The sequence below is a fragment of the Pseudonocardia sp. Cha107L01 genome (assembly GCF_052566575.1).
The window spans coordinates 366072-391037 of the sequence record NZ_CP199579.1 but is presented as its reverse complement, the minus strand read 5'-3'; the positions used below and the strand labels follow the sequence as shown (position 1 = coordinate 391037).

At 71.5% G+C, this 24966-nt stretch carries 19 protein-coding genes and 1 pseudogene; 11 read left to right on the top strand and 9 right to left on the bottom strand.

What is annotated here, in order from left to right; genetic code table 11:
• Positions 1–31: 31 nt before the first annotated feature.
• Positions 32–655 carry a cupin domain-containing protein gene (locus tag ACTXG6_RS01865; RefSeq protein ID WP_445186013.1) on the top strand — a complete coding sequence of 208 codons (624 nt, stop codon included), beginning with the start codon at positions 32–34 and terminating at the stop codon, positions 653–655.
• 8 nt (positions 656–663) lie between these two features.
• Here ACTXG6_RS01865 and ACTXG6_RS01860 read toward each other — a convergent pair whose 3' ends face one another.
• Together ACTXG6_RS01860 and ACTXG6_RS01855 are read right to left on the bottom strand one after the other, a co-directional pair.
• Positions 664–2427 (bottom strand): ABC transporter ATP-binding protein/permease, encoded by a 1764-nt coding sequence (locus tag ACTXG6_RS01860; protein ID WP_445190322.1) that lies wholly within the window; start codon positions 2425–2427, stop codon positions 664–666.
• A 151-nt stretch (positions 2428–2578) separates the two neighbouring features.
• Positions 2579–3643, bottom strand: coding sequence for a cation diffusion facilitator family transporter (locus ACTXG6_RS01855; RefSeq protein ID WP_445186012.1), 1065 nt, complete (start codon positions 3641–3643; stop codon positions 2579–2581).
• Between the two features lie 312 nt (positions 3644–3955).
• Between ACTXG6_RS01855 and ACTXG6_RS01850 the strand changes: the two genes are divergently transcribed.
• The 3 genes from ACTXG6_RS01850 to ACTXG6_RS01840 all read left to right on the top strand — a co-directional run bounded on the left by ACTXG6_RS01850 (position 3956) and on the right by ACTXG6_RS01840 (position 11708).
• Entirely contained in the window at positions 3956–9667 is a 5712-nt protein-coding gene (locus ACTXG6_RS01850; RefSeq protein ID WP_445186011.1) for an ATP-binding protein, read from the top strand.
• A gap of 64 nt (positions 9668–9731) precedes the next feature.
• Entirely contained in the window at positions 9732–10517 is a 786-nt protein-coding gene (locus ACTXG6_RS01845) for an enoyl-CoA hydratase/isomerase family protein (protein WP_445186010.1), read from the top strand.
• A 45-nt stretch (positions 10518–10562) separates the two neighbouring features.
• On the top strand, positions 10563–11708 hold the full coding sequence (locus ACTXG6_RS01840) for a hypothetical protein (RefSeq protein ID WP_445186009.1): 1146 nt from the start codon (positions 10563–10565) through the stop codon (positions 11706–11708).
• A 5-nt stretch (positions 11709–11713) separates the two neighbouring features.
• Here the strand turns inward: ACTXG6_RS01840 and ACTXG6_RS01835 are convergent, their stop codons facing one another.
• On the bottom strand, positions 11714–12220 hold the full coding sequence (locus tag ACTXG6_RS01835) for a hypothetical protein (RefSeq protein ID WP_445186008.1): 507 nt from the start codon (positions 12218–12220) through the stop codon (positions 11714–11716).
• Positions 12221–12448: 228 nt separating this feature from the next.
• The gene (locus tag ACTXG6_RS01830; RefSeq protein ID WP_445186007.1) at positions 12449–12946 is read right to left on the bottom strand and encodes a nuclear transport factor 2 family protein; all 498 of its coding nucleotides are present in this window, start codon (positions 12944–12946) and stop codon (positions 12449–12451) included.
• Between the two features lie 121 nt (positions 12947–13067).
• Here ACTXG6_RS01830 and ACTXG6_RS01825 point away from each other — a divergent pair, with 121 nt between their 5' ends.
• Positions 13068–13547, top strand: a complete 480-nt coding sequence (locus tag ACTXG6_RS01825; RefSeq protein WP_445186006.1) for a MarR family winged helix-turn-helix transcriptional regulator — start codon at positions 13068–13070, stop codon at positions 13545–13547.
• Positions 13548–13572: 25 nt separating this feature from the next.
• On the opposite strand, the pseudogene ACTXG6_RS01820 reads toward ACTXG6_RS01825, so the two are convergent.
• A pseudogene (locus ACTXG6_RS01820) lies at positions 13573–14714 on the bottom strand (acyl-CoA dehydrogenase family protein).
• A 126-nt stretch (positions 14715–14840) separates the two neighbouring features.
• On the opposite strand from ACTXG6_RS01820, the gene ACTXG6_RS01815 reads away from it, so the two are divergent.
• On the top strand, positions 14841–15452 hold the full coding sequence (locus tag ACTXG6_RS01815; RefSeq protein ID WP_445186005.1) for a TetR/AcrR family transcriptional regulator: 612 nt from the start codon (positions 14841–14843) through the stop codon (positions 15450–15452).
• A gap of 21 nt (positions 15453–15473) precedes the next feature.
• Here the strand turns inward: ACTXG6_RS01815 and ACTXG6_RS01810 are convergent, their stop codons facing one another.
• A complete protein-coding gene (locus ACTXG6_RS01810; RefSeq protein WP_445186004.1) occupies positions 15474–15662 on the bottom strand; it encodes a ferredoxin in 189 nt (62 codons plus the stop codon).
• A gap of 10 nt (positions 15663–15672) precedes the next feature.
• Entirely contained in the window at positions 15673–16845 is a 1173-nt protein-coding gene (locus ACTXG6_RS01805; protein ID WP_445190321.1) for a cytochrome P450, read from the bottom strand.
• Positions 16846–17189: 344 nt separating this feature from the next.
• On the opposite strand from ACTXG6_RS01805, the gene ACTXG6_RS01800 reads away from it, so the two are divergent.
• The 5 genes from ACTXG6_RS01800 to ACTXG6_RS01780 all read left to right on the top strand — a co-directional run bounded on the left by ACTXG6_RS01800 (position 17190) and on the right by ACTXG6_RS01780 (position 21722).
• The gene (locus ACTXG6_RS01800; protein ID WP_445186003.1) at positions 17190–17891 is read left to right on the top strand and encodes a FadR/GntR family transcriptional regulator; all 702 of its coding nucleotides are present in this window, start codon (positions 17190–17192) and stop codon (positions 17889–17891) included.
• A gap of 106 nt (positions 17892–17997) precedes the next feature.
• Positions 17998–19008: an ABC transporter substrate-binding protein gene (locus ACTXG6_RS01795; RefSeq protein WP_445186002.1), complete on the top strand. Its 1011-nt coding sequence runs from the start codon at positions 17998–18000 to the stop codon at positions 19006–19008.
• 13 nt (positions 19009–19021) lie between these two features.
• Positions 19022–19804: an ABC transporter ATP-binding protein gene (locus ACTXG6_RS01790; protein ID WP_445186001.1), complete on the top strand. Its 783-nt coding sequence runs from the start codon at positions 19022–19024 to the stop codon at positions 19802–19804.
• Positions 19801–20721 (top strand): ABC transporter permease, encoded by a 921-nt coding sequence (locus ACTXG6_RS01785; protein WP_445186000.1) that lies wholly within the window; start codon positions 19801–19803, stop codon positions 20719–20721. Before ACTXG6_RS01790 ends, ACTXG6_RS01785 begins: the two co-directional genes overlap by 4 nt.
• 254 nt (positions 20722–20975) lie before the next feature.
• Positions 20976–21722 carry an HNH endonuclease family protein gene (locus ACTXG6_RS01780; RefSeq protein ID WP_445185999.1) on the top strand — a complete coding sequence of 249 codons (747 nt, stop codon included), beginning with the start codon at positions 20976–20978 and terminating at the stop codon, positions 21720–21722.
• Between the two features lie 95 nt (positions 21723–21817).
• Here the strand turns inward: ACTXG6_RS01780 and ACTXG6_RS01775 are convergent, their stop codons facing one another.
• Both ACTXG6_RS01775 and ACTXG6_RS01770 read right to left on the bottom strand, forming a co-directional pair.
• Entirely contained in the window at positions 21818–24190 is a 2373-nt protein-coding gene (locus ACTXG6_RS01775) for an acetyl-CoA acetyltransferase (RefSeq protein ID WP_445185998.1), read from the bottom strand.
• Positions 24191–24269: 79 nt separating this feature from the next.
• The gene (locus ACTXG6_RS01770; RefSeq protein WP_445185997.1) at positions 24270–24872 is read right to left on the bottom strand and encodes a TetR/AcrR family transcriptional regulator; all 603 of its coding nucleotides are present in this window, start codon (positions 24870–24872) and stop codon (positions 24270–24272) included.
• Positions 24873–24966 lie beyond the last annotated feature (94 nt).

Below are 24966 nucleotides of genomic sequence, written 5' to 3'. Positions count from 1 at the left end.
CTGGACGTTGCCGAGCCCAGGAGGGGACCCTATGGGCACTTCCACCGAAGGACAGCCGGCCCGGGCGCTCACGGCCGAGGTGCCGCCCGAGGTGACGTCTCGGCCGGACGAGGCGCTCGGCCGGCACATCCGCACCGCGCGGACCGCGCACAACCTCACGCTGGAGCAGTTGGCGGAGCGCACCGGCCTGTCCCGCAGCTATCTCAGCAACGTCGAGCGCAACGTCAACAGCCCGACGATCAGCACCCTGCGCACGATTCTGGACGCCCTCGGGGTGTCGCTGGCGCAGATGTTCCGCACCGTCGAGGGGGAGCGGACCCTCGTCGTCCGCCCGGCGGAACGGGTGGAGATCGCCCGGACCGGCAACGACCAGGTCCGCTACGAGCTGCTCAACCCCAACCCCACCGGCCGGCTGGAAATGCTGATCATGAAGGTCGCCCCCGGCGCATCGTCCGGCCTGCTGCCGCACACCCACGTCGGCGAGGAGGTCGGCTTCATGGTCAGCGGCCGGCTCCGGTACTGGGTCGACGGCATCAGCTACGAGCTGTCCGCCGGCGACTCGATCAACTACGAGTCGTCCCGCCCGCACCGCTACGAGAACCCCGGCGACGAGACCGCCGTCAGCGTCTGGGCCCTGACCCCGCCCAGCTTCTAACGCTCGCCCTAGTGGACCGGCGCCTCGAGGTTCCAGCGGCCCTCGGGGAGCAGTTCCAGGTGGTGGGTATGCAAGGCGTTCAGCGTGCTGCGGTGCCCGATGCTGAACAGCGTGCAGTCGGGAAGCTGTTCGCGGATGAGGGTGTACAGGGTGAATTCGAGGCCCTCGTCGAGGGACGAGGTCGACTCATCCAGGAACGCCACCTGGGGCCGGTTGACCAGGATGCGGGCGAACCCGATGCGCTGCTGCTCGCCCGGGGACAAGATGCGCCACCACTGGTTCTCCTCGTCGACCGAGTCCGTCAGGTGGCCGAGGAACACCTGTCCGAGGACCTCGCGAGCCCGCTCCGTGGTGACGAACTCGGGCGGTTCGGGATAGGCCATCGCGGTGCGCAGGCTGCCGAAAGGCAGGTAGGGCTGCTGGGAGAGGAAGAGCGACCTCGCGTCGGTGGGCCGGCTCACCGAACCCGTGGCGTGCGGCCAGAACCCCGCGAGGCTGCGGAGCAGGCTGGTCTTCCCGGTGCCGGATCCTCCGTGCACGACCAACGCATCGCCGGACTCGAGGTCGAGAGACAGGTTCTCCACGAGCGTGCGGCCGTCCGGGCGGCGCACCGTCAGGTCACGGATCGCGACCCCGTCGGTGCGGTCCTCCGTGGGGACGACGGGGAGTGCCTGTGCTTCGGCGTTCACGTCGAGCAGGCCGGTGAGGCGGTCCAATGTGGCGCGGTAGGCGGCGAATGTGTCGTACGAGTTACGGAAGAACGACAGCGAGTCGTGCACATTGCTGAAGGCACTGGTGGCCTGGGTCAGGTCGCCCAGCTTGATGGCGCCGCTGAAGAACCGGGGGGCGAGGACGAGAAACGGGAAGATGTTGGCGGTCTGGGTTATCGCGAAGTTGAATCCCTGGAACTTGACGCCTCGGAAGATGAGCGCCCAGTAGTTCTGCATGATCGCGCCGAACCGGCTGAGCAGCGTTCTTCTCTCGACCTGTTCGCCGCCGTAGAGGGCGATGTTCTCCGCGTTGTCCCGCATCCGTACCAGGGCGTACCGGAACGAAGCGGTGAACCTCTCGTTGAGGAAGTTCAGTCGCACCAGCGGATGGCCGATCTTGAACGCTACGACCGTGGCGATGATGACGTAGAGGTAGGTGATGAGGGTCATCGCGCGCGGAATCTCGACGCCGAGGACCGTGAGCGGCCCGGACAGTTCCCACAGGATGACGGTGAACGACACCAGGGAGACTATGGAGTTGACCGCGCCGACCGCCAGGTCCTGAGAACTGTTGGCAAACGTGGTGATGTCCTCCTGGATGCGCTGGTCGGGGTTATCGACCGGTTCCGAGGTGAACTCTCCCCGGTAGTAGGCATCCCCCTTGATCCAGTCACCGATGAGGGAATCGGTCATTGCCGTGCGCCAATGCAGAACAAATACGCTGGTCACAAAGTACGAGAGCATGACTTCAAAAATGTTGATGATCGCAATGATCGCGAAGATGCCCATGTAGCGGAGGAATGCGCTGCTGTTGAGCTCCTGAAGCGCGGTGTAGATCCCGTTCGAGGCGTAGGTGACCAGCACAGAAATTCGTACCGAGAATATGGCCATGAGCAGCATGAACGCAAACGTGGCAATGGGTCGGCAGCTCAGCCAGGTCCGGCCGGGGCGGAAGTAGGGCCAGGCCAGTCGGGCGAACTGCCGTCCCCAGCGGGTGAAGCGCATCAATAGCCAGGCGACCAGGGCGAACCCGGCAGCTGTGACCGCGAATACCCACAGCACCCACCAGATGCTGTTCAGCACCTGGTTATTCCAGTCGAACGAATCAGGCACCGGGCACTCCTAAGGTTCAACTCTGGGAATGCTTCGGAGCATACCGGCAGGTCGGATAGCCGATTCTCAGGCCTTGACAGTGGGCGGATACCCAGGCACGTCAGTGCGCGTGCGGGCCCTCTCGGTGGACCGGGCCGTGGGTGTCGGCGCAGTGCCGTTCGGCCAGTGGCAATAGCTGCGCGTCGGCCGGTGTCGGGTCGGCCGACGGGCCGGCGTGGTCGACCTGCAGCGTCGTGTGGGTGATCGAGTAGTCGTCGGCCAGGAGCTGTTCGAGATCGCGGCGCAGTCCGTGACAGTCGGTGCCCACCTCGACCAGGACGTGCGCGGAGAGTGCGGTCTGCCCCGACGTGATCTGCCAGACGTGCAGGTCGTGTACCTCGTTGACGTTCGGTAGTGCCACCAGTCGGTCGCCGAGCGAGTCGGGGTCGACCCCGCTGGGCGCCGCTTCGAGGAAGATCCGGCCGGCGTCGCGGACCAGCCCGGTACCGGCCCGCAGCATCAGCACGACGACGACCAGCGAGGCGATGGCGTCCGCCCGGGCGAAGCCGGTGAGCAGCACGACCAGGCCGGCCACGGCGGTGGCGATGAATCCGTACAGATCGGTCAGGATGTGCTGGAACGCGCCCTCGATGTTGAGGCTGGAGCGGTTGGCCTTGCTGATCGCCCAGGCCGCCGCCACGTTGACCACGATGCCCACCCCGGCGGTGATCAGGACCAACCCGCCGGCGACCGGGCCCGGGTCGATCAACCGCCGGATCGCCTCGTAGGTCAGCCAGACCGAGAGCAGCAGCAGCGTCAGCCCGTTGGCTTGCGCGGACAGGATCTCGGTGCGCCGCAGGCCGTAGGTGAAGATCCCCCGGGCCGGCCGCGCGGACAGCCGCATCGCGATCAGGGCGAGCACGATCGAGGCGGCGTCGGTGAGCATGTGGGCGGCGTCGGACAGCAGCGCCAGCGAGTGCGCCACGATCCCGACGACAACCTCGCCGACCAGGAACGTCGAAATCAGTGCCAGAGCGATGCTCAGCCAGCGGCGGTCCGCGTCCGCGGCGACGCCGTGGCCGTGGCCGTGGCCTGTGCCGGAGCTGTCGCTCGAGCCGTGGTCGTGGCCGTGGTCTTTCCCGTGGCCACTTTCGTGGTCATGGGTCTGACTCGCGTTCGTCGTCACGCCAGCTCCCCGCCAACAATAGATGCGTATCTCTGCATGTATTTGGAACCAGCTTACCGCCAGTTGCTGGCAGCTCGGCAAGCGCTATCACCCATCCCGTGTTGCCGGTCGTCGGGACGTGCGACGGAGGCGGGCGGGCGTGGTGGTGGACGTCGGCGTGCTCGCTGACTGCCGTCGGCGCCCTGCTCGGCGCGGCCGGTTACGGCACGGTGGCCTGGCGGGTCCCGCCGGCCCGGCGCTGCTGTTGGGCCGTTGGCGCACGAGGCTCCGATAGGAGTGCCGTCGCGGAGCAGTCCGGGTAGCGTGCACGGGGTGCCGACCCGACCTGCTGCTTTCCAGCGTCTCGCCATTGTCAACCGGGGCGAGCCGGCCATGCGACTGATCAACGCGGTGCGCGAGTGGAACGCCGAGAACTGGGTGCCCGGCGGCCCGGAGCCGCTGCGCACGATCGCGGTGTACACCTCCGTCGACCGGCGGGCGATGTTCGTGCGGGAGGCCGACGAGGCGGTGTTGATCGGTCCCGGGGAGGACGCCGCCGAGTCGTTCGGCGCGAACCCGTACCTGGACTACGCGGAGCTGGAGCGCGCACTGCGTGCCTGCCGGGCCGACGCGGTGTGGCCGGGCTGGGGTTTCGTCTCGGAGAAGGCCGAGTTCGTCGAGCTGTGTGACCGGCTGGGCATCGTGTTCGTCGGGCCGTCCGCCGAGGTGATGCGGATGCTCGGCGACAAGATCGAGTCGAAGCGGCTGGCGGAGCGGGTCGGGGTGCCCTTGGCGCCTTGGAGCGGGGGGCCGGTGGCCGATCTGGCCGAGGCCCGCGAGCACGCGGAGCGGATCGGTTACCCGCTGATGGTCAAGGCCACCGCGGGCGGCGGCGGCCGGGGCATCCGGCTGGTGAACGCGCCGGAGGAGCTGGCCGAGTTGTTCGAGCGGGCCAGCTCGGAGGCGGCGAAGACGGCCGGTGACGCCACGGTGTTCCTGGAGAAGGCCATCCGGGGCGGCCGGCATGTCGAGGTGCAGGTGGTCGCGGACGGCGCCGGCGGCGTCTGGACGCTGGGTATCCGGGACTGCAGTGTGCAGCGGCGCAACCAGAAGGTGCTCGAGGAGTCGGCGTCCACCGCGCTGGACGCCGAGCAGGAGCAGCTGTTGCGGCGCAGTGCCGCCGAGCTGGTGCGGGCGGCCGGCTACGTCAACGCGGGCACCGTGGAGTTCCTGTACGAGCCGAAGGAGCGGCTGCTGTCGTTCCTCGAGGTGAACACCCGGCTGCAGGTGGAGCACCCGGTCACCGAGGCCACCACCGGCGTGGACATCGTCAAGCTGCAGCTGCATGTGGCCGGCGGTGGCCGGCTGGACGAGATCGCCGCCGAGACGCCGCCCTCGTCCGGCCACGCCATCGAGGCCCGGCTGACCGCCGAGGACCCGGAGCGCGGGTTCGCCCCGGCGCCGGGTCTGATCGAGCACCTGGTGCTGCCCAGCGGGCCGGGCATCCGGGTCGACACCGGGGTGGCGGCCGGCGACGTGATCCCGCCGCAGTACGACTCCATGATCGCGAAGGTGATCGCCTGGGGCCGCGACCGGGACGAGGCGCGGGCCCGGCTGCACCGCGCACTGCGCCAGACCGCCGCGGTGATCGACGGCGGCACCACGAACAAGGCGTTCCTGCTCGACCTGCTGGACCGTCCCCAGGTGCGCAAGGGCGAGTTCGACACCACCTGGCTGGACACCATGATGGCCGACGGCTACACGCCGCCGCGCCGCCTGGACATCGCGCTGCTGGCCACCGCGGTCGAGGCGCACGCCGCGCACGTGGACCGCCAGCGGGACCGGCTGTTCAACTCCGCCGAGCGCGGCCGCCCCGAGGTCGGCCACGAGACCTGGCACCAGGTGGACGTGCGCGCCGGCGGCGAGGCCTACCGGCTGCGGGTGGCCCGGACCCGCCCGGCCCGCTACCGGGTGGTGCTGGACGCCTCACCGCACAGCACCGCCGCGACGGCGGTCGACGTGGACGTGGAGCGGTCCGGCCGCTTCGAGCGGCGGCTCACGGTGGGTGGGCGGAGCTACTCCGTGCTCTCGGTGACGCAGGGCCCGGACTACCTGGTCGAGGTGGACGGCGCGGTGCACCGGATCTCCGGCGGCGAGGTCGGGCTGCTGCGCGCGCCGGCGCCGGCGATGGTGGTCGCGGTGCCGGTGTCGGCCGGTGACCACGTCGCCGAGGGCGACGTGCTCGCGGTGGTCGAGTCGATGAAGCTGGAGACCGCGCTGCGCGCTCCGGTGTCCGGGCGGGTCGCCGAGGTGTTGGTGCCGGCGAACACCCAGGTGGAGGCCGGTACCAAGCTCGTCCGGCTGGAACCCGACCCCGAGGCCGGCGCGGCGGATGCCGCGGAGAGCTCCGACCGCGTGGACCTGGAGGCGCTGCGGGCCGGGTCCGCGGCCGAGCTCGAACCGGCCGGGGCCGCCGCCGACGCGCTGGCCGCGCTGCGCGCGCTGGTGCTCGGCTTCGACATCGACGAGGGTGAGGCGCGGCCGCTGCTGGCCGGGCTGGACACCGCCCGGGGGCAGCTGGAGCCCAGCGATCCGAGGGTGCTGGCCGGCGAGACCGCGGTGCTGCGCATCTTCGCCGACCTCTCCGCGCTGTCCCGCAACCGCAGGGTGTCCGACGGTGCCGGTGCGCTGGAGGCCGACGCCTCCGCGGTGGACGCCGAGGCGGCCCGCAACCCGCAGGAGTATCTCTACGCCTACCTGCGCACCCGCGACGCCGAGGCGGAGGGGCTGCCCGAGTCGTTCCGGATCCGACTGCGCCGGGCGCTGGTGCACTACGGCATCACCGACCCGGAGCCGACCGAGGCGAACGTCGAGCTCGGCCCGGCGCTGTACCGGATGTTCCTGGCGCACCGCAGGGCTGTCGCGCACGCCCCGGTCGTCGCCGAGCTGCTGCAGTGGCGGCTGCGGCACCCGGACTCGCTGCCCGAGGATGCGCGCGAGGGCTACCGGCAGGTGCTGGACCACCTGGTCACGGCCACCCAGCTGCGCCACCCGATCGTCGGTGACCTCGCCCGCCAGGTCCGCTACCGGCTCTTCGACGCCCCGCTGATCGCCGCCGCCAGGGCCCAGGTGCAGCGCGAGGTGCGCGACGAGCTGGACCACCTGGACGCCGAGCCGATCGCCAGGGCCGCCCAGATCGACGCACTGGTGGGCTCCGGCGAGCCGATCCTGAGCGCCTTCGGCGACCGGCACCACGCGGCGATGCTCGAGGTGATGACCCGGCGCTACTACCGGATCCGGCCGCTCGAACAGTTCGCCATCGTCGAGCACGGCGGCCGCCCGCTGCTGACCGCCGAGTACGAGCAGGACGGCCAGCCGTGCGCCGTGCTGGCCACCGTGGTCGACAGCACGGCCGGCACGGAGGACCCCACGGCGCCGGTCACGGTGTCTACCGACCTGAACCAGATGGTGGCCGCGCTGCCCTCTGGGCGCACCGCGCTGATCGACCTCTACGTCACCTCCGACGACTCGTCCGGCGTCGAGCCGGATGCCAGGGCCGGGCGGATCCGGGCTCGGCTCGGCCTGATCCCGGAGGCGGTCGGCAGGGTCGCCGTCGCGGTCCGCCGACCGGACGGCGAGTACAGCGGCCCGACCTGGTTCACCTTCCTGCGCGGTCCGGACGGCGAGCCGGTCGAGGACACCACGCTGCGCGGGCTGCACCCGATGGTGGCCGAGCGCCTCGGGCTGTGGCGGCTGACCGGGTTCCGGCTGAGCAAGCTGCCCTCCACGCCGGACGTGCACCTGTTCCGGGCGCAGGGCCGCGAGGTGGCGCAGGACCAGCGGCTGATCGCGATGGCCGACGTCCGCGACCTGACCACGGTGCGCGACGAAGCCGGCCGGGTCCGGGGCGTGCCGCAGTTCGAGCACATGCTGGACGCCTGCCTCAACAGCCTCCGGGCGGCCCGCTCGGCGGATCCGGCGCTGGCCAAGCTGGCCTGGAACCGGGTGCTGCTCTACGTGTGGCCGGTGGTGGACATCCCGCTGACCGAGCTGGACGAGGTGGTCCGGTCGCTGGCGCCGCGCTCGGAGGGACTGGGCCTCGAGCAGGTGATGGTGCAGTTCCGGGCCGCCGGGATCGACGGGGCCGGCGCCGAGCCGCGCGAGCTGATGCTGCGGATGTCCCGCCCACCGGGTGCCGGGCTGACCATCCGGATCACCGACCCGCCGTTCTCCCCGCTGCGCGAGCTGGACGCCTACGCGCAGAAGGTGATCAAGGCGCGGCAGCGGGGTGCGGTGTACCCGTACGAGCTGCTGCCGCTGTTGACCCGCTCGCCGGACGTCGACGGCGCGCCGGGGCGGTTCACCGAGTACGACCTCGACGACTCGGGCAAGCCGGTGGTGGTGGACCGCGCGCCGGGTGGCAACACCGCCAACCTGGTGCTCGGTGTGGTCCGCACGGCCACCGAGCGCTACCCGGAGGGGATGACCCGGGTTGTGCTGCTGGGCGACCCGACGAGGGCACTGGGCGCGCTGGCCGAGGCGGAGTGCGCCAGGGTGCTGGCGGCGATCGAGCTGGCCCGTCAGCTGGAGGCGCCCATCGAGTGGTTCGCGGTGTCCGCCGGGGCGAAGATCTCGATGGAGTCCGGCACCGAGAACATGGACTGGATCTCCCGGGTACTGCGCGGGATCATCGAGTTCACCCAGGACGGCGGCGAGATCAACGTCGTGGTCACCGGCATCAACGTGGGCGCCCAGCCGTACTGGAACGCCGAGGCCACCATGCTGATGCACACCAAGGGCATCCTGGTGATGACCCCGGACAGCGCCATGGTGCTCACCGGAAAGCAGTCGCTGGACTACTCCGGTGGGGTGTCGGCCGAGGACAACTTCGGCATCGGCGGCTACGACCGGATCATGGGCCCGAACGGGCAGGCCCAGTACTGGGCGCCTGACCTGTCCGGCGCGGTCGACGTGCTGCTGGCGCACTACGAGCACACCTATCTCGCCCCGGGGGAGCGGTTCCCCCGCCCGGCGCCGACCACCGACCCGATCGGCCGGAACGTCGGCGATTCGCCGCACGCCGGCCCCGGCACCGATTTCACCGAGCTCGGCCAGATCTTCGCGGCCGACACCAACCGGGAGCGCAAGAAGCCGTTCGACATCCGCTCGCTGCTGCGCGGCGTCGCCGACGCGGACCATGCGCCGCTGGAACGCTGGGTGGACATGCACGACGCCGACTCGGTGGTGGTGTTCGACGCGCACCTGGGCGGACAGCCGATCTCGCTGATCGGGATCGAGTCCCGGCCGCTGCCCCGGCACGGCCGGCCGCCGGTGGACGGCCCGTCCCAATGGACCGCAGGCACGCTGTTCCCGCGTTCGTCCAAGAAGATGGCGCGGGCGATCAACGCCGCGAGCGGGAACCGGCCGCTGGTGGTGCTGGCCAACCTGTCGGGGTTCGACGGGTCGCCGGAGTCGCTGCGCGGGCTGCAGCTGGAGTACGGCGCGGAGATCGGCCGGGCCGTGGTGAACTTCGAAGGACCGATCGTGTTCTGCGTGGTCTCGCGGTACCACGGCGGTGCGTTCGTGGTGTTCTCCGGGACGCTGAACGACAACATGGAGATCGCCGCGCTGGAGGGCTCGTACGCCTCGGTGCTCGGCGGCGCGCCGGCCGCCGCGGTGGTGTTCGCCGGCGAGGTGAACAAGCGCACCGCCGCCGACCCCCGGGTGGCCGACGTGGAGGCCCGGCTGGCCAAGGCGGTGGAGTCGCACGCCGAAGCCGACGCCGCGCGGCTGCGGACCGAGCTGGTCGGCGTCCGCGCGGCGGTCCGCTCGGAGAAGCTCGGCGAGGTGGCCGACGAGTTCGACACCAAGCACAGCATCGAACGCGCGCAGCGGGTCGGCTCGGTGGACACCATCGTGCCGGCACCTCAGCTGCGGCCGTACCTGGTCGACGCGGTGCGCCGCGGCATGGCCCGCGCGCTCGACGGCGGGACCGGGCGTTCCGGCGGGACCGAGCGTTCAGGGGGTAGCGGACCGGCCAGCTGAGCGGAGCGCTCCTCACCCGTACGCATGAGTTGCTTTTAGAGACTCAGACGGTAATGTGCGTGCCATGTCCTTGGTGAAGTTCGACGTCGACGGAGACCTCGGGTTGCTGACGGTGGACAACCCGCCGCTGAACCTGATGTCCCAGGGTGTGATCGATGGGTTCGAGGAGGCGGTGAACCAGGCCAGCGTGGCCGACATCCGCGCCCTGCTGATTCAGGCCGAGGGTCCGCATTTCATGGGCGGCGCGGACGTGCACATCTTCGAAGGTAGGTCGGCGGCGCAGGGCCGCGCGATGTTCGCCAGGGCGCTGCCGGTGTTCGCCCGGCTGGAGGAGCTGCCGTTCCCGACCGTGGTCGCGGTGCAGGGGCTGTGCCTGGCCGCCGGTCTGGAGGTCGCGCTGTCCGCCGACATCGTGGTGGCCGCCGAGTCCGCCCGGTTCGCCCAGGTGGAGCGGCACATCGGCACCACCACGCTGCTCGGCGGGGCGCAACGCCTCGCGGAGCGGGCCGGTTCCGCGCGGGCCCGGCAGATCGTGTTCGACGGTGACCAGTACAGCGCGAGGCAGTTCGCCGACTGGAACATCATCAACCACGTGGTGCCGGACGCCGAGGTGCGCGAGTTCGCCGAGCGGCTGGCGCGGCGCTACGCCGCCGGCCCGACCCGCGCGCTGGCGGCCGGCAAGACCCTGATCCGGGCCTACCTCGACGGCGACATGCGCGCCGCCGACCGCGCGGTCCTGGAGAGCGCCGCGCCGCTGTTCGACACCGAGGACATGCGCCACGGGGTGCACACCATGCTCACCCTGGGCGGGCGGAAGTTCCTCGGCAAGGCGGAGTTCAAGGGCCGCTGACCGGGCCGCGATCGGTTACTCCATCAGGGCGCTAGGGTCCGCGGCATGCTCACCCCCGCCGACGAGTTCCCGATCCACCAGACGCCGGAGCCCATCGCCTACGCCGGCAGCGACCGCAACTTCTACGACCGCTACTTCTTCAGCGGTTACCAGCCGGACCTGTCCAGCTACTTCGCGGTCGCATTCGGGACCTACCCGGCGCTGAACGTCGTCGATGCGCACTTCAGCGTGCTGCGCGGGGACCGGCAGTACAACCTGCACGCCTCCCGGCTGCTGGACTACGACCGGATGCGCCTCGACGTCGGGCCGATCTCCATCGAGGTGCTCGAACCGCTGCGCAGGATCCGGGTCACGGTGGCCGGCGAGCACGGCACGCCCGCCGAGGGCATCGCCGCCGAGCTGGAGCTGACCGGGCGGTCCTTCCCGATCGAGGAACCCCGGTTCACCCGCCGCTACGGGCCCCGGCTGCTGTTCGACTACACCCGGCTCACCCAGAACGTGCGCTGGACCGGGTGGATCGACGTCGACGGCGCGCGCGAGCAGCTGGAGCCGGGCGCGGTGGGCACCCGGGACCGCTCCTGGGGCATCCGGCCGGTCGGCAGCTCCGACGCGCAGCCGTCCGCGCCGGGTCTCGGGGCGCAGTTCTACTGGCTGTGGACGCCGACGAACCTGGCCGAGCGCAGCGTGTTCTTCCACGTCAACAACGATGCCGACGGCGTGCCGTGGAACCTGCGGGCGGCACTGTGCGCGGACGGCGCGGCGGCGGGCGAGGTGCTGGAGACCGACCGCGCGCGGGCCGGCGTCGACTTCGAGCCCGGCACCCGGTACCCGCGCGCCGGGACCGTCGAGATCGACCCGCCCGGTGAGCCGACGCTGCGGCTGACCTACGAGCCGGCACTGCGGTTCCAGATGCGCGGGCTCGGTTACCACCACCCGAGCTGGGGTCACGGCAAGTACGTGGCGCCGCTGGCCGTGCAGCGGGAGGACATCACGGTGTCCGAGGCCGACCCCGCCGACCCGACGCAGATGCACCTGCAGACGCTGTGCCGGGTGCGCGCCGAGCAGGACGGCCGGCCGGACGAGGACGGCCTTGGCATCTTCGAGTCGCTGGTGTTCGGCCGCTACACGCCGTACGGGTTCACCGGGCTGGTCGACGGCTTCGGGGCCTCGGCGAGCACCTCGGCCGGGTGAGCGTCTCAGCCCGGTGAGCGTGGGTGCTCGGGCAGCTCGGCGCGACCGGTTGCCCAGAGCAGGGTCCGCCACCGGTCGGGGTCGGTGGGCGCACCGGGGAACAGCCGCGCCAGCACCCGGTCGCACAGCTTGGCCACCAGGAGTGCGCCGCTCGCCTCGAGTACCTGCAGCAACCCGGCCGGCCCGGCGGCGCGGTCGGCGAACACGACATTGGCCGGGCCACCCGACCGCCGTGCGGCCCAGACGAACGGCACCTCGCGGTCCGGTGGCGGACCGAGCTGCGCCGCGTAGGAGAACAGGTCGTCGGCGAGGTGCTCCACGGTTTCCCAGCAGGTCCACTCCAGCGAGCCGGCTCTGGCGTCCCAGTCGTCCCGGTCCGCCTCGGTTGCCTCGGTTGCCTCGCGCAGGGTGGCGACCGCCTGTCGGAGGACCTGGTCGAGGTCGGTCGCGGTCAGTGGGTCGGGCATTGCGGGGTCGGGCATTGCGGGGTCGGGCATTGCGGGGTCGGGCATTGCGCGAACAGTACCGACGGCGACGGCTCCGCTCGATCCGTTTCGATGCGGCCGCCTCGGGTGGCTCTCGAGTGGCTCTGGAACCGAGCGCCGGTCGTTTGCCGATTCGATGTAACACTGTGACCTACGGGTGTTACGTTCGGGCGGCGTCGCCAGCCCTTCCCCGGTCCGGTAGTCCAGCCTCCTGGATCAGGTGGGGCTGGCGACGCAACGCGTTGGTGGCTCTCGCTACCGGCTCGAACTCAACCGGGCCGTGGCCTCCGCTACGGCGTTCGTGTTGCCCTCCGGCCAGGCGACGTGCTGGGTGAGGCTCTCGATGCGCCAGCCGTCCGGGGTGCGCAGCAGCCGATTCGTGTACGAGCCGCGGAGCAGGAAGAAGTCACCGCCCGGCGCGCCCTCGAGCAGGTGTTGCGCGTACATGTACGAGTGGCAGACCGCCCGGTCCGGATCGTGCCCGTCGAACTCGATGACGTGGTTCGGGCTGAGGTGCTGGGTCGCGGTGAAGCCGCTGAGCGCGCCGCGGACCATGTCGACGAGCTCGTCGCGGGCGTAGTCCGCCGCCGGCCTGCCGCTGGCGGAGAAGTCGGCGCGCACGGGGTCGGTGAAGCAGCCGGCGAACATCTCCCAGTCGCGGCGGTCGACGCCCATCGCGTACCTGATGACCTGCTCGCCGATCTCGGCGCGGTCCTCGAGCTGGCGGATCCGGGACTCGAGATCGGTGGTCATGGAAGGTCCTTCCCCTGGAGCGGGCCGATGTTATCCGTCATCGGACCGTACATTGTCAGATCATCCGAGGCAAGACGATCCTGTCTTGGACGGTAGGTTGCCCGGGAAGTACAGTGCCCGGATGTCCTCGCAGAACGAGCCCCGCGCGACATCGGACGGCGTGGCCGGGAGCCCGGAGACCGCCGACCTGACCTGGCTGGCGCACCGGGCGGCCGAGGCGCTGGGGGCGGCCTTCAACCGGGTCTCCCGGGAGGCCGGGCTGGCCGACCTGCGCGACTGGCTGGTTCTTGCGCTGGTCAGCGACGGCACCCAGCGGACCCAGCTGGAGATCGCGAATCAGCTCGGCATCGACAAGACGACGTTGGTGTCGCTGCTCGACCGGCTGGTGCGGAACGGCCTGGTCGTCCGCACCTTCTCCGAGAAGGACCGCAGGGTGCGCATCCCGGCGGCGACACCGGCCGGTATCGAGGTGGTCGGCAAGGTCGCCATCGCCCGCGACGCGGCCATCAACGAACGCCTCGCCGCCATTCCGCCGGCCGACCGGGCGATCTTCCACTCGGTGCTGTGGAGCATCGTCGAGGCCGACTCCGCCCAGGCGTGAGCCCGGTCGAGAGCGTGCGCCCGGTCTAGCCCCTGGCCAGGCCCCGGCTGATGACCAGGCGCTGAATCTGGTTGGTGCCCTCGAAGATCTGCATGATCTTGGCCTCGCGCATGTACCGCTCGGCCGGGAAGTCGCGGGTGTAGCCGTTGCCGCCGAGCACCTGCACCGCGTCGGTGGTCACCCGCATGGCGGCGTCGGTGGCGATCAGCTTGGCCACGCTGGCCTGCTGGCTGTAGGGCCGGCCGGCATCCCGGCGGCGGGCCGCGTCCAGGTAGGTGGCCCGGGCGGACACCACGGCGGCGGCCATGTCGGCGAGTAGGAATCCCAGCCCCTGGTGGTCCAGGATCTTCTTGCCGAACGTGGTGCGCTCGTTGGCGTAGTCGACGGCGGTGTCCAGCGCGGCCTGGGCCAGCCCGGTGGCGCAGGCGGCGATGCCGAGGCGGCCGGAGTCCAGCGCACTGAACGCGATCGGCAACCCCTGCCCCTCGTTCCCGTCAGCCGGTCGGCGTCGAGTACCGCGCCGTCCCAGTTCGCCGTGGTGGTCGGGATGGCGTGCAGACCCATCTTCTCCTCGGGCTTGCCGAAGGAGAGTCCGTCGGCCGCGCCCGGTGCCAGGAAGCAGGAGATGCCCCGGCCGCCCGGCGCGGTCCGGGCGAACAGGGCGTAGTAGTCGGCCCTGCCGCCGTGGGTGATCCACGCCTTGGTGCCGGTGACCCGGTAGCCGGCGTCGGTGCGCTCGGCCCTGCAGGTCAGCGCGGCCGCGTCGGAACCGGCCTGCGGCTCGGACAGGCTGTAGCCGCCGACCTGCCTGCCGGCCAGCATGTCGGGCAGCCAGCGCTGCTTCTGCTCGTCGGTGCCGTAGGTGGCCAGCGGGAAGCAGGACAGGCCGTGCACGCTGGTGGCCACCGCGACCGCCGCCCAGCGGGCCCCGAGCTCCTCGAGTACCTGCAGGTACACCTCGTAGGGCTGGTCGCCGCCGCCGAACTCCTCCGGGTAGGGCAGCCCGAGCAGCCCCGCCGCGCCGAGGGTGGCGAACAGGCCGTCCGGGTAGGACTCGGCGCGTTCGCACTCCTCGACCCTGGTGCCGAGCTCCTTGTCGGCGATGTCGCGGGTCAGCTCGAGAAGGTCGGCTGCCTCCGTCGTCGGCAGCAGGCGGTCGACGGTCACGGTGACTCCCTCGGGGCCGGGCGCGCGTGCGCCTGTCGGTACTACTGTCGGCACTATTACCGGTACTTCAAGTCGTACTAGAGTACCGGTTACAGTAGCGGTTGGGAGTTTGGAAGAGTAGGGGATGTGACCGAAGCCGTGGCTGGAGCCCTCACTGGTGGCCCGAAGCTGTCCGGGCGTGGCGCGGCGCGCCGGTCCGAGCTGTTCGACGACCTGGTGGCGCTGTTGCTGCGCGAGGGCTTCGCCCAGCTCACCCTGGACGACCTGGCGGCTCGGCTGCGCTGTTCCAAGCGGACGCTGTACGGGATCGCCAGCAGCAAGGAGCAGCTGGTCCGGGCGGTCGTGGTGCACTTCTTCCGCAACGCCACCGCGCGGGTCGAGGCCGCGCTGGCCGCCGAGTCGGCGCCGGTCGCGCGGCTGTCCGGCTACCTGCGGGCGGTGGCCGCCGAGCTGGCCCCGGCCTCGCCCCAGTTCTTCGACGACGTCGCCGCGTTCGGGCCGGCCGCCGAGGTCTACGAGCGCAACACCAGGGCGGCCGCGCTGCGGGTGCGCCAGCTGATCGACGAGGGAGTGGCCGCCGGCGCATTCCGCGAGGTGCACGCCGCCTTCGCCGCCGACGTGATCAGCTCCGTGATGGTCCGCATCCAGCGCCGGCAGGTCGCCGCCTCGACCGGGCTGGCCGACGCGGCGGCCTACGGTCACCTCACCGAGTTGTTGCTGCACGGTCTGGCCCGCTGAGCTGGGGCGCTGCCTCCCGGGTCAGTCGACGGTGATCACCCGGGCCGGGCAGAGCCGGGCGGCGTTGTGCACCGCCCTGTCCAGCTCGACCGGCGGGTGCGGGTCGGTCAGCTCGACCAGCCCGTCCTCGTCCTGGTCGAACACCGCCGGCGCGGACAGCACGCACTGCCCGGCCCCGACGCAGTGGTCCCGGTTCACCGAGATCTCCATGTCGATCACCTCACCAGGCCACCGGCAGCGCATGCACGCCGTAGACGGCCATCTCGTCGCGGAACGCGATCTCCTCCAGTGGGGCGGCCACCCGCAGTGTGGGCAGGCGGCGCAGCAGGGCGGGGTAGGCCACCTGCAGCTCGAGCCGGGCCAGCGGCTGCCCGAGGCACTGGTGGATGCCGAAGCCGAACGCCACGTGGTGGTTGCTCTCCCGGTGCAGGTCCAGCTCGTCCGGGTGGGCGAACTCGGCGGGATCCCGGTTGGCCGTGTCGCCGGCCGCGATGACGCCCTCGCCGGCCCGGATGGTCACGCCGTCGATCTCGACATCCTCGGTCGCCACCCGCCGGCGCCCGGTGTGGGTGACGGTGAGCAGCCGCAGCAGCTCCTCGACCGCCGCGTTGACCAGCGCCGGCTCGCCGTCGCGGACCTGGGCGGCCGCCGCGGGGTGGCGCAACAGCGTGAGGGTGCCGAGACCGATCATGTTCGCGGTCGTCTCGTGCCCGGCGACCAGCAGCAGCAGGGCCATCGACGCGGCCTCGGTCCTGCTCAGCGCGCCGGTCAGGACGTAGCGCTCGGTGAGGTGGCCGAGCAGGTCGTCGGCCGGTTCGGACTCGCGGGCGGCCACCAGTGCGGCGAGGTAGTCGCGCAGCTCCTCGGTGCGCCGCACCGCCTCCGCCGGATCGGTGCGGGTGTCCAGCAACGCCCTGGAGTGCTCCTGGAAGTAGTCGTGATCGGCGTACGGCACGCCGAGCATCTCGCAGATGACCATGGAGGGCACCGGCAGTGCGAAGGCCTCGACCAGGTCGGTCGGGTTGGGTCCGGCGGCCATGGTGTCCAGCAGGTCGGTCACCACCCGCTCCACCCTCGGGCGCAGTGTGCCGATGCGGCGGACGGTGAACTCGCCGATCAGCATCCGGCGCAGGCGGGCGTGGTCCGGGTCGTCCATCCCGATGAAGCTCGGCGCGGTCCTGCGGCGGGCCAGCGTGGATGCCGAGACGGCGGGGTAGCCGGGCCGGCCGGTGTCGGCACTGAACCGGCGGTCCGCGAGTACCGCGCGGACGTCGGCGTGGCGGGTGATGAGCCACGGCGTACTGCCGTCCCACAGGCTCACCCTGGTGATCGGATCGGTGTCCCGCAGCCGGGTGAGGTCGGTGGGCGGGTCGAACGGGCAGCCGCGCGCCATCGGGAAGGCGGGCGGGCGTGGACCGCGCCGGCTCCGCTGGCTCGGCGTGGACCGCTGTCGTTCGGTCAGCTGGCTCTGCTCGGTGACGATCGGATCTGTGGTGGTCATCAGCACCCCCCGGTGTGAATCCCTCATTAGTTGTATATGCAAACTATATAACTTGCGCGGTCGTGGGGAGGCACGGCGGTGTCGCCCGATCAGGTGGTTACCGCCGATCTCGGGCGTGTTGCGAATGCGGGTCGACCGTAAACATCGCTTTACAACGTCTCCCGCGACGCCGCTGATCGGCGCGGCGGCTCTTACGGTCAGTTGGACCGTTGGTCGGACCAGGTTCGGGAGTAGGCATGACACGTCTCGACGCCTTCGTGCGGCGGTCGATGAGTGTGAGCGGCGAGATCGTCGCGCACATCGAGACGCTGATCAGCAATGGCTCGCTGGTCCCCGGCGCGAAGCTGCCCGCCGAGCGGGAGCTGGCCAGGGCGCTGAACGTGTCCCGGGTCTCGCTGCGCGAGGCGATGCACGAGCTCGAGGCGAAGCGGGTGGTCGAGCGGCGCCCCGGCCGGGGAACCACGGTGCTGCAGCGGTCCGCGCACGTCCAGACCTTGTACGACGAGCTCTCCGAGTCCGAGCGGACGCTGCGCGATGTCGCCGAGCTCCGGGAGACCATCGAGCCGAGGTTTGCCGAGCTCGCGGCGGTCAGGGCCACTCCGGGAACAATCTTCGCGCTGGATCGCGTGCTGGACCGCAGTGCCGGTGAGCTGCCGGTGGCCGACTCGGTGGAGGCCGACATCAGCTTCCACATGTTGCTGGCGCAGGCCTCGCAGAACCCGCTGATGGTCGCGTTGATCTCTCTCGCCAACGAGTGGACCGGGTCGGTCCGCGCCTACTCGCACCAGACGGCGACCGGCCGGCGGCGGTCGCACGACGGCCACCAGCTGATCCTCGAAGCAGTGCGCAGCGGCAACGGCGCCGCCGCGCGTGACGCGATGCTGGCTCACCTGGCCGACGTCGCCGACCTCACCCGAGGCGCCTGTCCGTCGTTCTGACGGCTGTCCTACGACCCGGGAAGCGGGAAGAGCGTTGAAGCACTGGCTATGTCGTTTGCCCTATCGCCGGCTATGTCGTGCACGTGTCGGCCGCAGGGCACAGGCGATGATCGCCGTCCTGGCGGCGCTCACGATCGTGGCGACCGGCTGCGGAGCGCCCAGCACCGGCGTGTCCGCCGACGGCAACGACACGTTCACCCTCGTGCTGCCCTGGTACGCCGACCCGGAAGGCGGCGGGTTCTTCGCCGCGCAGACCGAGGGGCTGTACCGGAACAACAAGCTGGACGTGACGCTGCAGCCCGGGGGCCCGCAGGTCTCCGCCACCCAGTTGGTGGCCACCGGTCGGGCCCAGGTCGGGTTCACCGACGCGGCCGGGATCGTGCAGGCGCGGGCGCAGGGCATCCCGGTGGTGGCCATCGGCGCGCTCTACCAGGACAACCCGGTCGGCGTGATGGTGCACGCGGATTCCGGCATCAAGTCCTTCGCCCAGATGGCCGGCCTGACCTGGGTGGTGCAGGCGGGGCAGCTCGGGCCGGAGTGGATCCGGAAGACCACCGGGGTGGCGTTCCAGACCCAGCAGTACCAGGGATCGATCGCCAACTTCCTCAACGACGACCGGCTGGTCCAGCAGGGGTGGCCGACCAACGAGGCCTTCCAGGCGAAACAAGCCGGCGTCGGGGTCACCTTCATCCCGTTCTCCAGCTCCGGGTTCAACCCGTACAACGACGTCTTCTTCACCTCCGAGTCCTACCTCGCCTCGCACCGCGACCAGCTGAAGCGGTTCCTTGCCGCGAGCATGCAGGGCTGGCAGGACTACCTGGGCAAACTGCCGGTGGCGCAGGCGGCGAACCAGGCGCTGCTCGCGGCGAACAACCAGCAGACCGCGCAGAGTGTCTGGTACGCCTGGGACAAGCAGCGCCCGTACGTCGTCGCGGGTGACGGCGCCACCAAGCTCGGCGCGATGACGGCGCAGCGCTGGAGCACCTTCCTCGACCAGATGCAGCAGCTCGGCCAGCTTCCCAAACGACCGGCGCTGACCGAGGTGTTCGACGACTCGCTGCTGCCCCCGATCGGTGCGCCGAGCGAGCTCCCGGCGCCGCCGACGGGGTCCTACTGAGGTGGGCGGGCAGGTGAGCGCCGGCCCGGCCGCGGTCGGGGCCGGGCCCGGGGCCGACGGTTCCGAGCTGGTCGAGTTCATCGGGGCGGACAAGGTCTTCGGCAACGGGTTCCGCGCGCTGGACCCGGTTGATCTCGCCCTGGCGAGATCCGAGATCACTGTGCTGGTGGGGCCCTCCGGGTGCGGCAAGACCACCCTGCTGCGGATGGCGGCCGGGTTGACCGCGCCGAGCAGCGGGCGGCTCGTCCGGCGCACCGACCGGATGTCCTACGTGTTCCAGGACCCGACCCTGCTGGCCTGGCGCTCGGTGCAGGCCAACGTCGAGCTGGTGGCCCGGCTGCAGGGGGTGCCCCGCGCCGTGCGGCGGGAGCGGGCCAGGGCGGCCATCGAGATGGTCGGGCTGACCGGGTTCGAGAAGGCGTATCCGAGGGAGCTGTCCGGCGGTATGCGGATGCGGGTCTCGCTGGCCCGCTCGGTGACCAGCGAGCCGGAGCTGCTGCTGATGGACGAGCCGTTCGCCGCGCTGGACGAGTTCAACCGGGAGAAGATGGGCGCCGAGCTGCTGCACCTGTGGCGGCTGCGGGGCCTCACCGTCCTGTTCATCACGCACTCCATCTCCGAGGCGGTCCGGCTCGGTCACCAGATAGCCGTGCTGGGCAGCCACCCGGGGCACCTGGTCCGGGTGTTCCGCTCGCCCAGCCCACCGCCGGCCGAGGCGACCGCGCCGCGCGACGACGCCGCCCTGCGCGCACTGCGCATCCAGATCTCCGAGATGTTGGGCGGTGCCCGGATATGACCCGGTCCACCGCGCCCGGGCCGGGGACCGACCCGCCGGCCGTGCGGACCTCGGCCGGCGGGTCGGCCGGCGGGGCGCCGCTGCCGGGGGTTGCGCCGCTGCCGGGGGTTGCCGGGACGCGGGCGCAGCGCCGGGCCAGGCTGCGCTGGGCGGTGCTGCCGCCGGTCGGTGCGCTGCTGCTCGGGCTCGCGGGATGGCAGCTGGTCATCACGCTGTTCGGCATCCCCGGTTACCTGCTGCCCTCGCCGGCCACCATGCTGCGGACCGTCGCCGCCGAGCTGACCACGATCGGCACGCCGACCTGGGTGACCATGCGGGAGGCCTACGTCGGGTTCCTGTTGGCCGGCGTCGGCGGTGTCCTGGCCGGCCTGGTGATGTCGCGCTGGCGGTTGCTGGAGCGCGGCCTCTACCCGTACCTGATCATCCTGCAGACCGTCCCGATCGTGGCCATCGCGCCGCTGTTCGTGGTCTGGCTGGGCCCTGGCGCGGTGACGAACACCGTGGTGGCGGCCATGATCGCACTGTTCCCGGTGGCGGCGAACACGCTGGCCGGCCTCAAGTCCACCGATCGCAACCTGGTCCAGCTCTACACCATGGCCGGTGCCTCGCCGCTGGTCCGGCTGCTGTCACTGCGGCTGCCCGGCGCGCTGCCGGCCATCCTGACCGGTCTGCGGGTGGCGGCCGGTGCCGCGGTAATCGGTGCGATCGTCGGCGAGTTCGTCGCGGGCGTGGGTGGCGGCCAGGGCGGCCTCGGCTATGTGATCACCGAGAGCGCGGTGCAGCTGCGGACCCCGGAGCTGTTCCTCGCCGTGCTCGGCGCCTGCCTGGTGTCACTGCTGCTGTTCGGCGCGGTGGTACTGGTGGAGCGCCGGCTGCTCGGGCGCTGGCACGAGTCGGCGCTGCCGGCCGAGGAGTGAGCCGGGGGCGCCTGACTCCGCGTTCCTGACCACTCACCAGAAGTGATCACTCCGTCGCTCGGCGTGTTGGCCGGGTGGTGAGCCGAACCTCGGGCAGTATCGGTGCGCTTGTGGCGGGCCGTACTGCGCGGCCTGCTGGGTCGGCGGTGTCTGTGCCGGTTTGCGGGCCGCACCGATGCTTGTTGGAGTCGATGATCATGTCTGACACGGTGCGCGGTTCTCGGGGTAGCGGTGGGTGTCGCGGCCGTGGCTCGGTGGTGTGGTCGAGGTGCGCCGCCGGTTTGCTGGCCGTCGCGCTGGCCACCGGGTGCGGGTTCGCGGCGAGCTGGGTGGTGTCGCCGGCTCCTGGCCACGTGGTGATCACGCCGGCGGTGGCGATCAACGCGCCGGCGAGCTCGGGCACCGCCACGCTGGCCCTGCCGAGAGCCGGTGACGCCCGCTCCGCGCTGGCGAAACTGCCGGTGAAGGGCCCGGCACCACTGACCGGGTACGCCAGGACCCAGTTCGGACCGGCCTGGGCGGACGTCGACCGCAGCGGCTGCGACCAGCGCAATCAGGTGCTGGCCCGCGACATGACCGAGGTCAGGCTGCGGCCCGGCTCGCGCTGCGTGGTTGCCAGCGGGCGGCTGATGGACCCGTACACCGGCAAGCAGATCAACTTCGTGCGCGGCCAGGACACCAGTACCGCGGTGCAGATCGACCACGTGGTGGCGCTGGCCGACGCCTGGCGCACCGGTGCCCAGCAGCTCGACCAACAGACCCGCGCGCAGCTGGCCGGCGACCTGCTGGAGCTATTGGCGGTGGACGGACCGGCGAACGAGGCCAAGCGGGACCGCGATGCCGCCGCCTGGCTGCCGGCCAACAAGTCGTACCGCTGCCGCTACGTTGCCCGCCAGGTCGCGGTGAAGGCCAAGTACCGGCTCTGGGTGATCCCGGCCGAGCGCGACGCGATGGACCGGATCCTGGCGACCTGCCCGTCGATGCCGCTGCCGTCCGCCTGACCGGAGGCGGTCTGGGCCGGCCTGGTGTGATGGGAGTCCCGACTCGGTGTGATGGGAGTCCCGACTCGATGTGCGGAGAGCCCCGACTCGCGGGGTCAGCGGTTGCGCCAGCGGGGGGTGCGTTTCTGGGCGAAGGCGGTGAGGCCCTCGATCAGGTCCTCGCTGACCATGATGTCGTCCAGCGCGGTGGACGGGTGGTTGACCGCGTCCACGGTGTCGGTGATGCCGTCGGTCTCGGCCATGATCTGCAGGGACGCGCGCACCGAGGTCGGCGAGCCGGCCAGGATCTCCCCGGCCAGCGCGCGGGCGGCCGGCAGTGCCCCGCCGGCCTCGGTGACCCGGTTGACCAGCCCGTAGTCCAGGGCCTGCTCGGCGCTGATCCGGCGACCGGTGAGGATCAGCTCGGTGGCCAGCTTCGGCGGGATCGCCCTGGGTAGCCGGACCAGGCCGCCGGCGCCGGCGACCAGGCCGACCTTCACCTCGCTGAGCGCGAACTGGGCGGTCGAGTCGGCGACCACGAGGTGACACGCCAGCGCGATCTCGCAGCCGCCGCCCATCGCGTAGCCGTTGACGGCGGCGATCACCGGCTTGGTCATCCCACGCCGCGCGGTCAGTCCGGCGAACCCGTTCTTGGGCACCCACATCGGCTTCCCGGCGGCGGTGTAGCCCAGGTCGTTGCCGGCCGAGAAGGCCTTGTCGCCGGCGCCGGTGAGGATGGCCACCCAGAGCTCGGGGTCGGCGAAGAAGGCGTCGAACACCTCGTCCAGCTCGTCGTTGGCCGGCGGGTGCAGTGCGTTGCGCGCGTCCGGCCGGTTGATCGTGACCTCCAGCAGGTGGCCGTCCCGGCGGACCAGCACGTGCTCGTAGGCCTCCCGCGGCACCGGCGCGCGCGGCGGGAAGAGCTGGTCCATCCGCTCCTCGGACGTGCTGACCCGGTTGCCCCGGCCGAACGAGCGGACGTACACCCGGGCGCCGAGCGGGTCGCTGTCGCCGAGGAGCGCGAGCATGTCCTCGTCGCCGGGCGCGGTGCTGGCGATGAAGCGGCGGCCGTCGCGCTCGAGGCGGCCGATCACGATGCCGTGGCGCGAGCCGCCGTGGTGCGTCACGGTGTAGGTCTCCACGGTGCCCCAGCCATCGGCGTGCTGAGCGAGCTCGACCGTCGGCCAGCTGTCGATCTCGGCCTGCAGCGCGGCGGCCCGGCTGACCGGCCACGGGGTCGGCGTCGTGGAGTAGACGCCGGCGGAGTACTTGCTCAGGATGCCGCCGTTGGCGCCGACCAGCCCGAAGCTGCCCGGTGCCGCGCGCAGCCGGTGCACGGTCTCCGCGATCGCGTGCATCGAGTAGTTGTTGCCCGCGCCGCCGAAGAACGGCAGCCCGCCGGTGAGGGTCAGCGGGCGCGAGTCGGTGGCGGTCAGGCCGACGCCCTCGCTGACGTTGGACACGGCGATCGGGAAGCAGCTGTACAGATCGACCGTGGCCAGGGCCTCGACGCCGATCCCGGCCAGCTCCAGCGCGTGCTGGGCGGCGAGCACCGAGGCTGGGCCGGCCCCCAGGTCGATCCGCTCCAGCAGGGACTGCTCGCGCAGGTCGGCGAACCCGTGCAGGAACACCCAGCGGTTCTCCGGCACGCCCAGGCGGCGGGCGGCGGCCACCGACATGAGCACCGCCGCGGCGCCCTGGTTGACCTGGTCCCGGGCCACCAGGTAGCGGGTGTACGGGTCGGCGATCGGGCGGTTCGCCTCGCTCGGGGTGCTCAGCTCGGCGGCGTCGCGCTCGGTGGGCGCCGCCGCGTGCGGGTTGGCCGCCGCGACCGTGGTGAACGGCGCGAACAGCTCGCCCATGCCCGCCGCGTACTCCTCGCGGGACTGCTTGAGCCGGCCCCGGCGGGCGTTCTCGCACAGCGCGTACTGCGACGGCGCGTCGACCAGCCCGTGCGCCACCTGCTGGCGGGTCACCAGGCCGGCGATGCCGAAGCCGCGGTCCTCCAGGTCACCGTCCACGTGCTCGGTGAAGTCGGGCCTGTCCGGTGCGCCGGCCAGGTGCCGGACGGTGGAGATCGCCTCGGAGCCGAAGATCAGCACGACCTCGGCGGTACCGGCCGCGATCCCCGCGCCCAGCTCGTTGACGAGGTGCTGGGGACCCTGGCCGCCGGCGACCTCCAGGATGGCGCGGGCCGGGTCGGCGCCGAGGCGCCGGGCGACCGACCTCGGGTAGTTGTCGGAGCGGCCGAGCGGCGCCGTCGCCACCGGGGTGGAGATCTCGAACTGGCGGATACCGGCGACCGTGTCGATGGCGGCGGCGAGCGCGGCCGGCTCGGCGCCGGTGTCCTCGAGCGCCGCACGGGCGGCCGCCGCGGCCAGCTCGACGGCGGACAGGCGCCGGTAGCCGGGGTCGTCGAGGCGCTCCGAGGCCTGTCCCACGCCGACCAGAACCGGGGTCCGGGGATCGAGGTCGGAACTGCTCGCCATGCGGGCCTCGCTTTACTAGACGACAGTCGTCTGAAATCGGAAACTATCCGGTACGGCAACCGTCCGCAACAGGGCGCTCCTAGGCACTGAGGACCGAGCGGAGCAGGAAGTCGACGAGCCGGTTGGCGTAACCGTCGACGTCGGCGGCGAGCTGTTCGCGCAGCTGGGTCGGCGTGGTGATGACGTGCATCAGGACGCCGCCGCACAGGGTGTCCAGCAGCAGGGTCACCGAGGTGTCGGCCGGCACGTCGCCCCGCCGGATGCCCCGGCGCACCATCGCGCGGGCGGCCAGGACCTGCGACTCCTGCAGGTCTGCCCAGCGCCGCGCCACCTCGGGGATGCTGGCCGCCTCCACCCCCAGCCGCAGCACCGCCGGGTGGGTGTCGCCCACGTGCAGCTCGAGCAGCTGGCGGGCCAGGTGGACCAGGTCGCCGCGCAGCGTGCCGGTGTCGGCGTCCGCCACGTTCGCGACCCGGGCGGCCAACGCGTCGCCCAGCAGCCGCTCCTTGGTCGGCCAGCGCAGGTAGATCGACGCCTTGCCGACGCCAGCGCGCCGCGCTACCGCCTCCAGGCTGAACCCGGCCCACCCGGCCTCGCCGAACACCTCGACGGCGGCCTGGGTGATCCGCCGGTCGACGCCGGGGTCGCGCGGCCGCCCGGTGGGCGTGCTGGCGATCGTCATCGGCGGTCTCCGGATCCAGCTGGTGGCGTGCGCGGCGGCTTACTAGACGGTTGGCGTCACTATAGCGGTCGCGCATTCTCTCCGGTGTCGACGA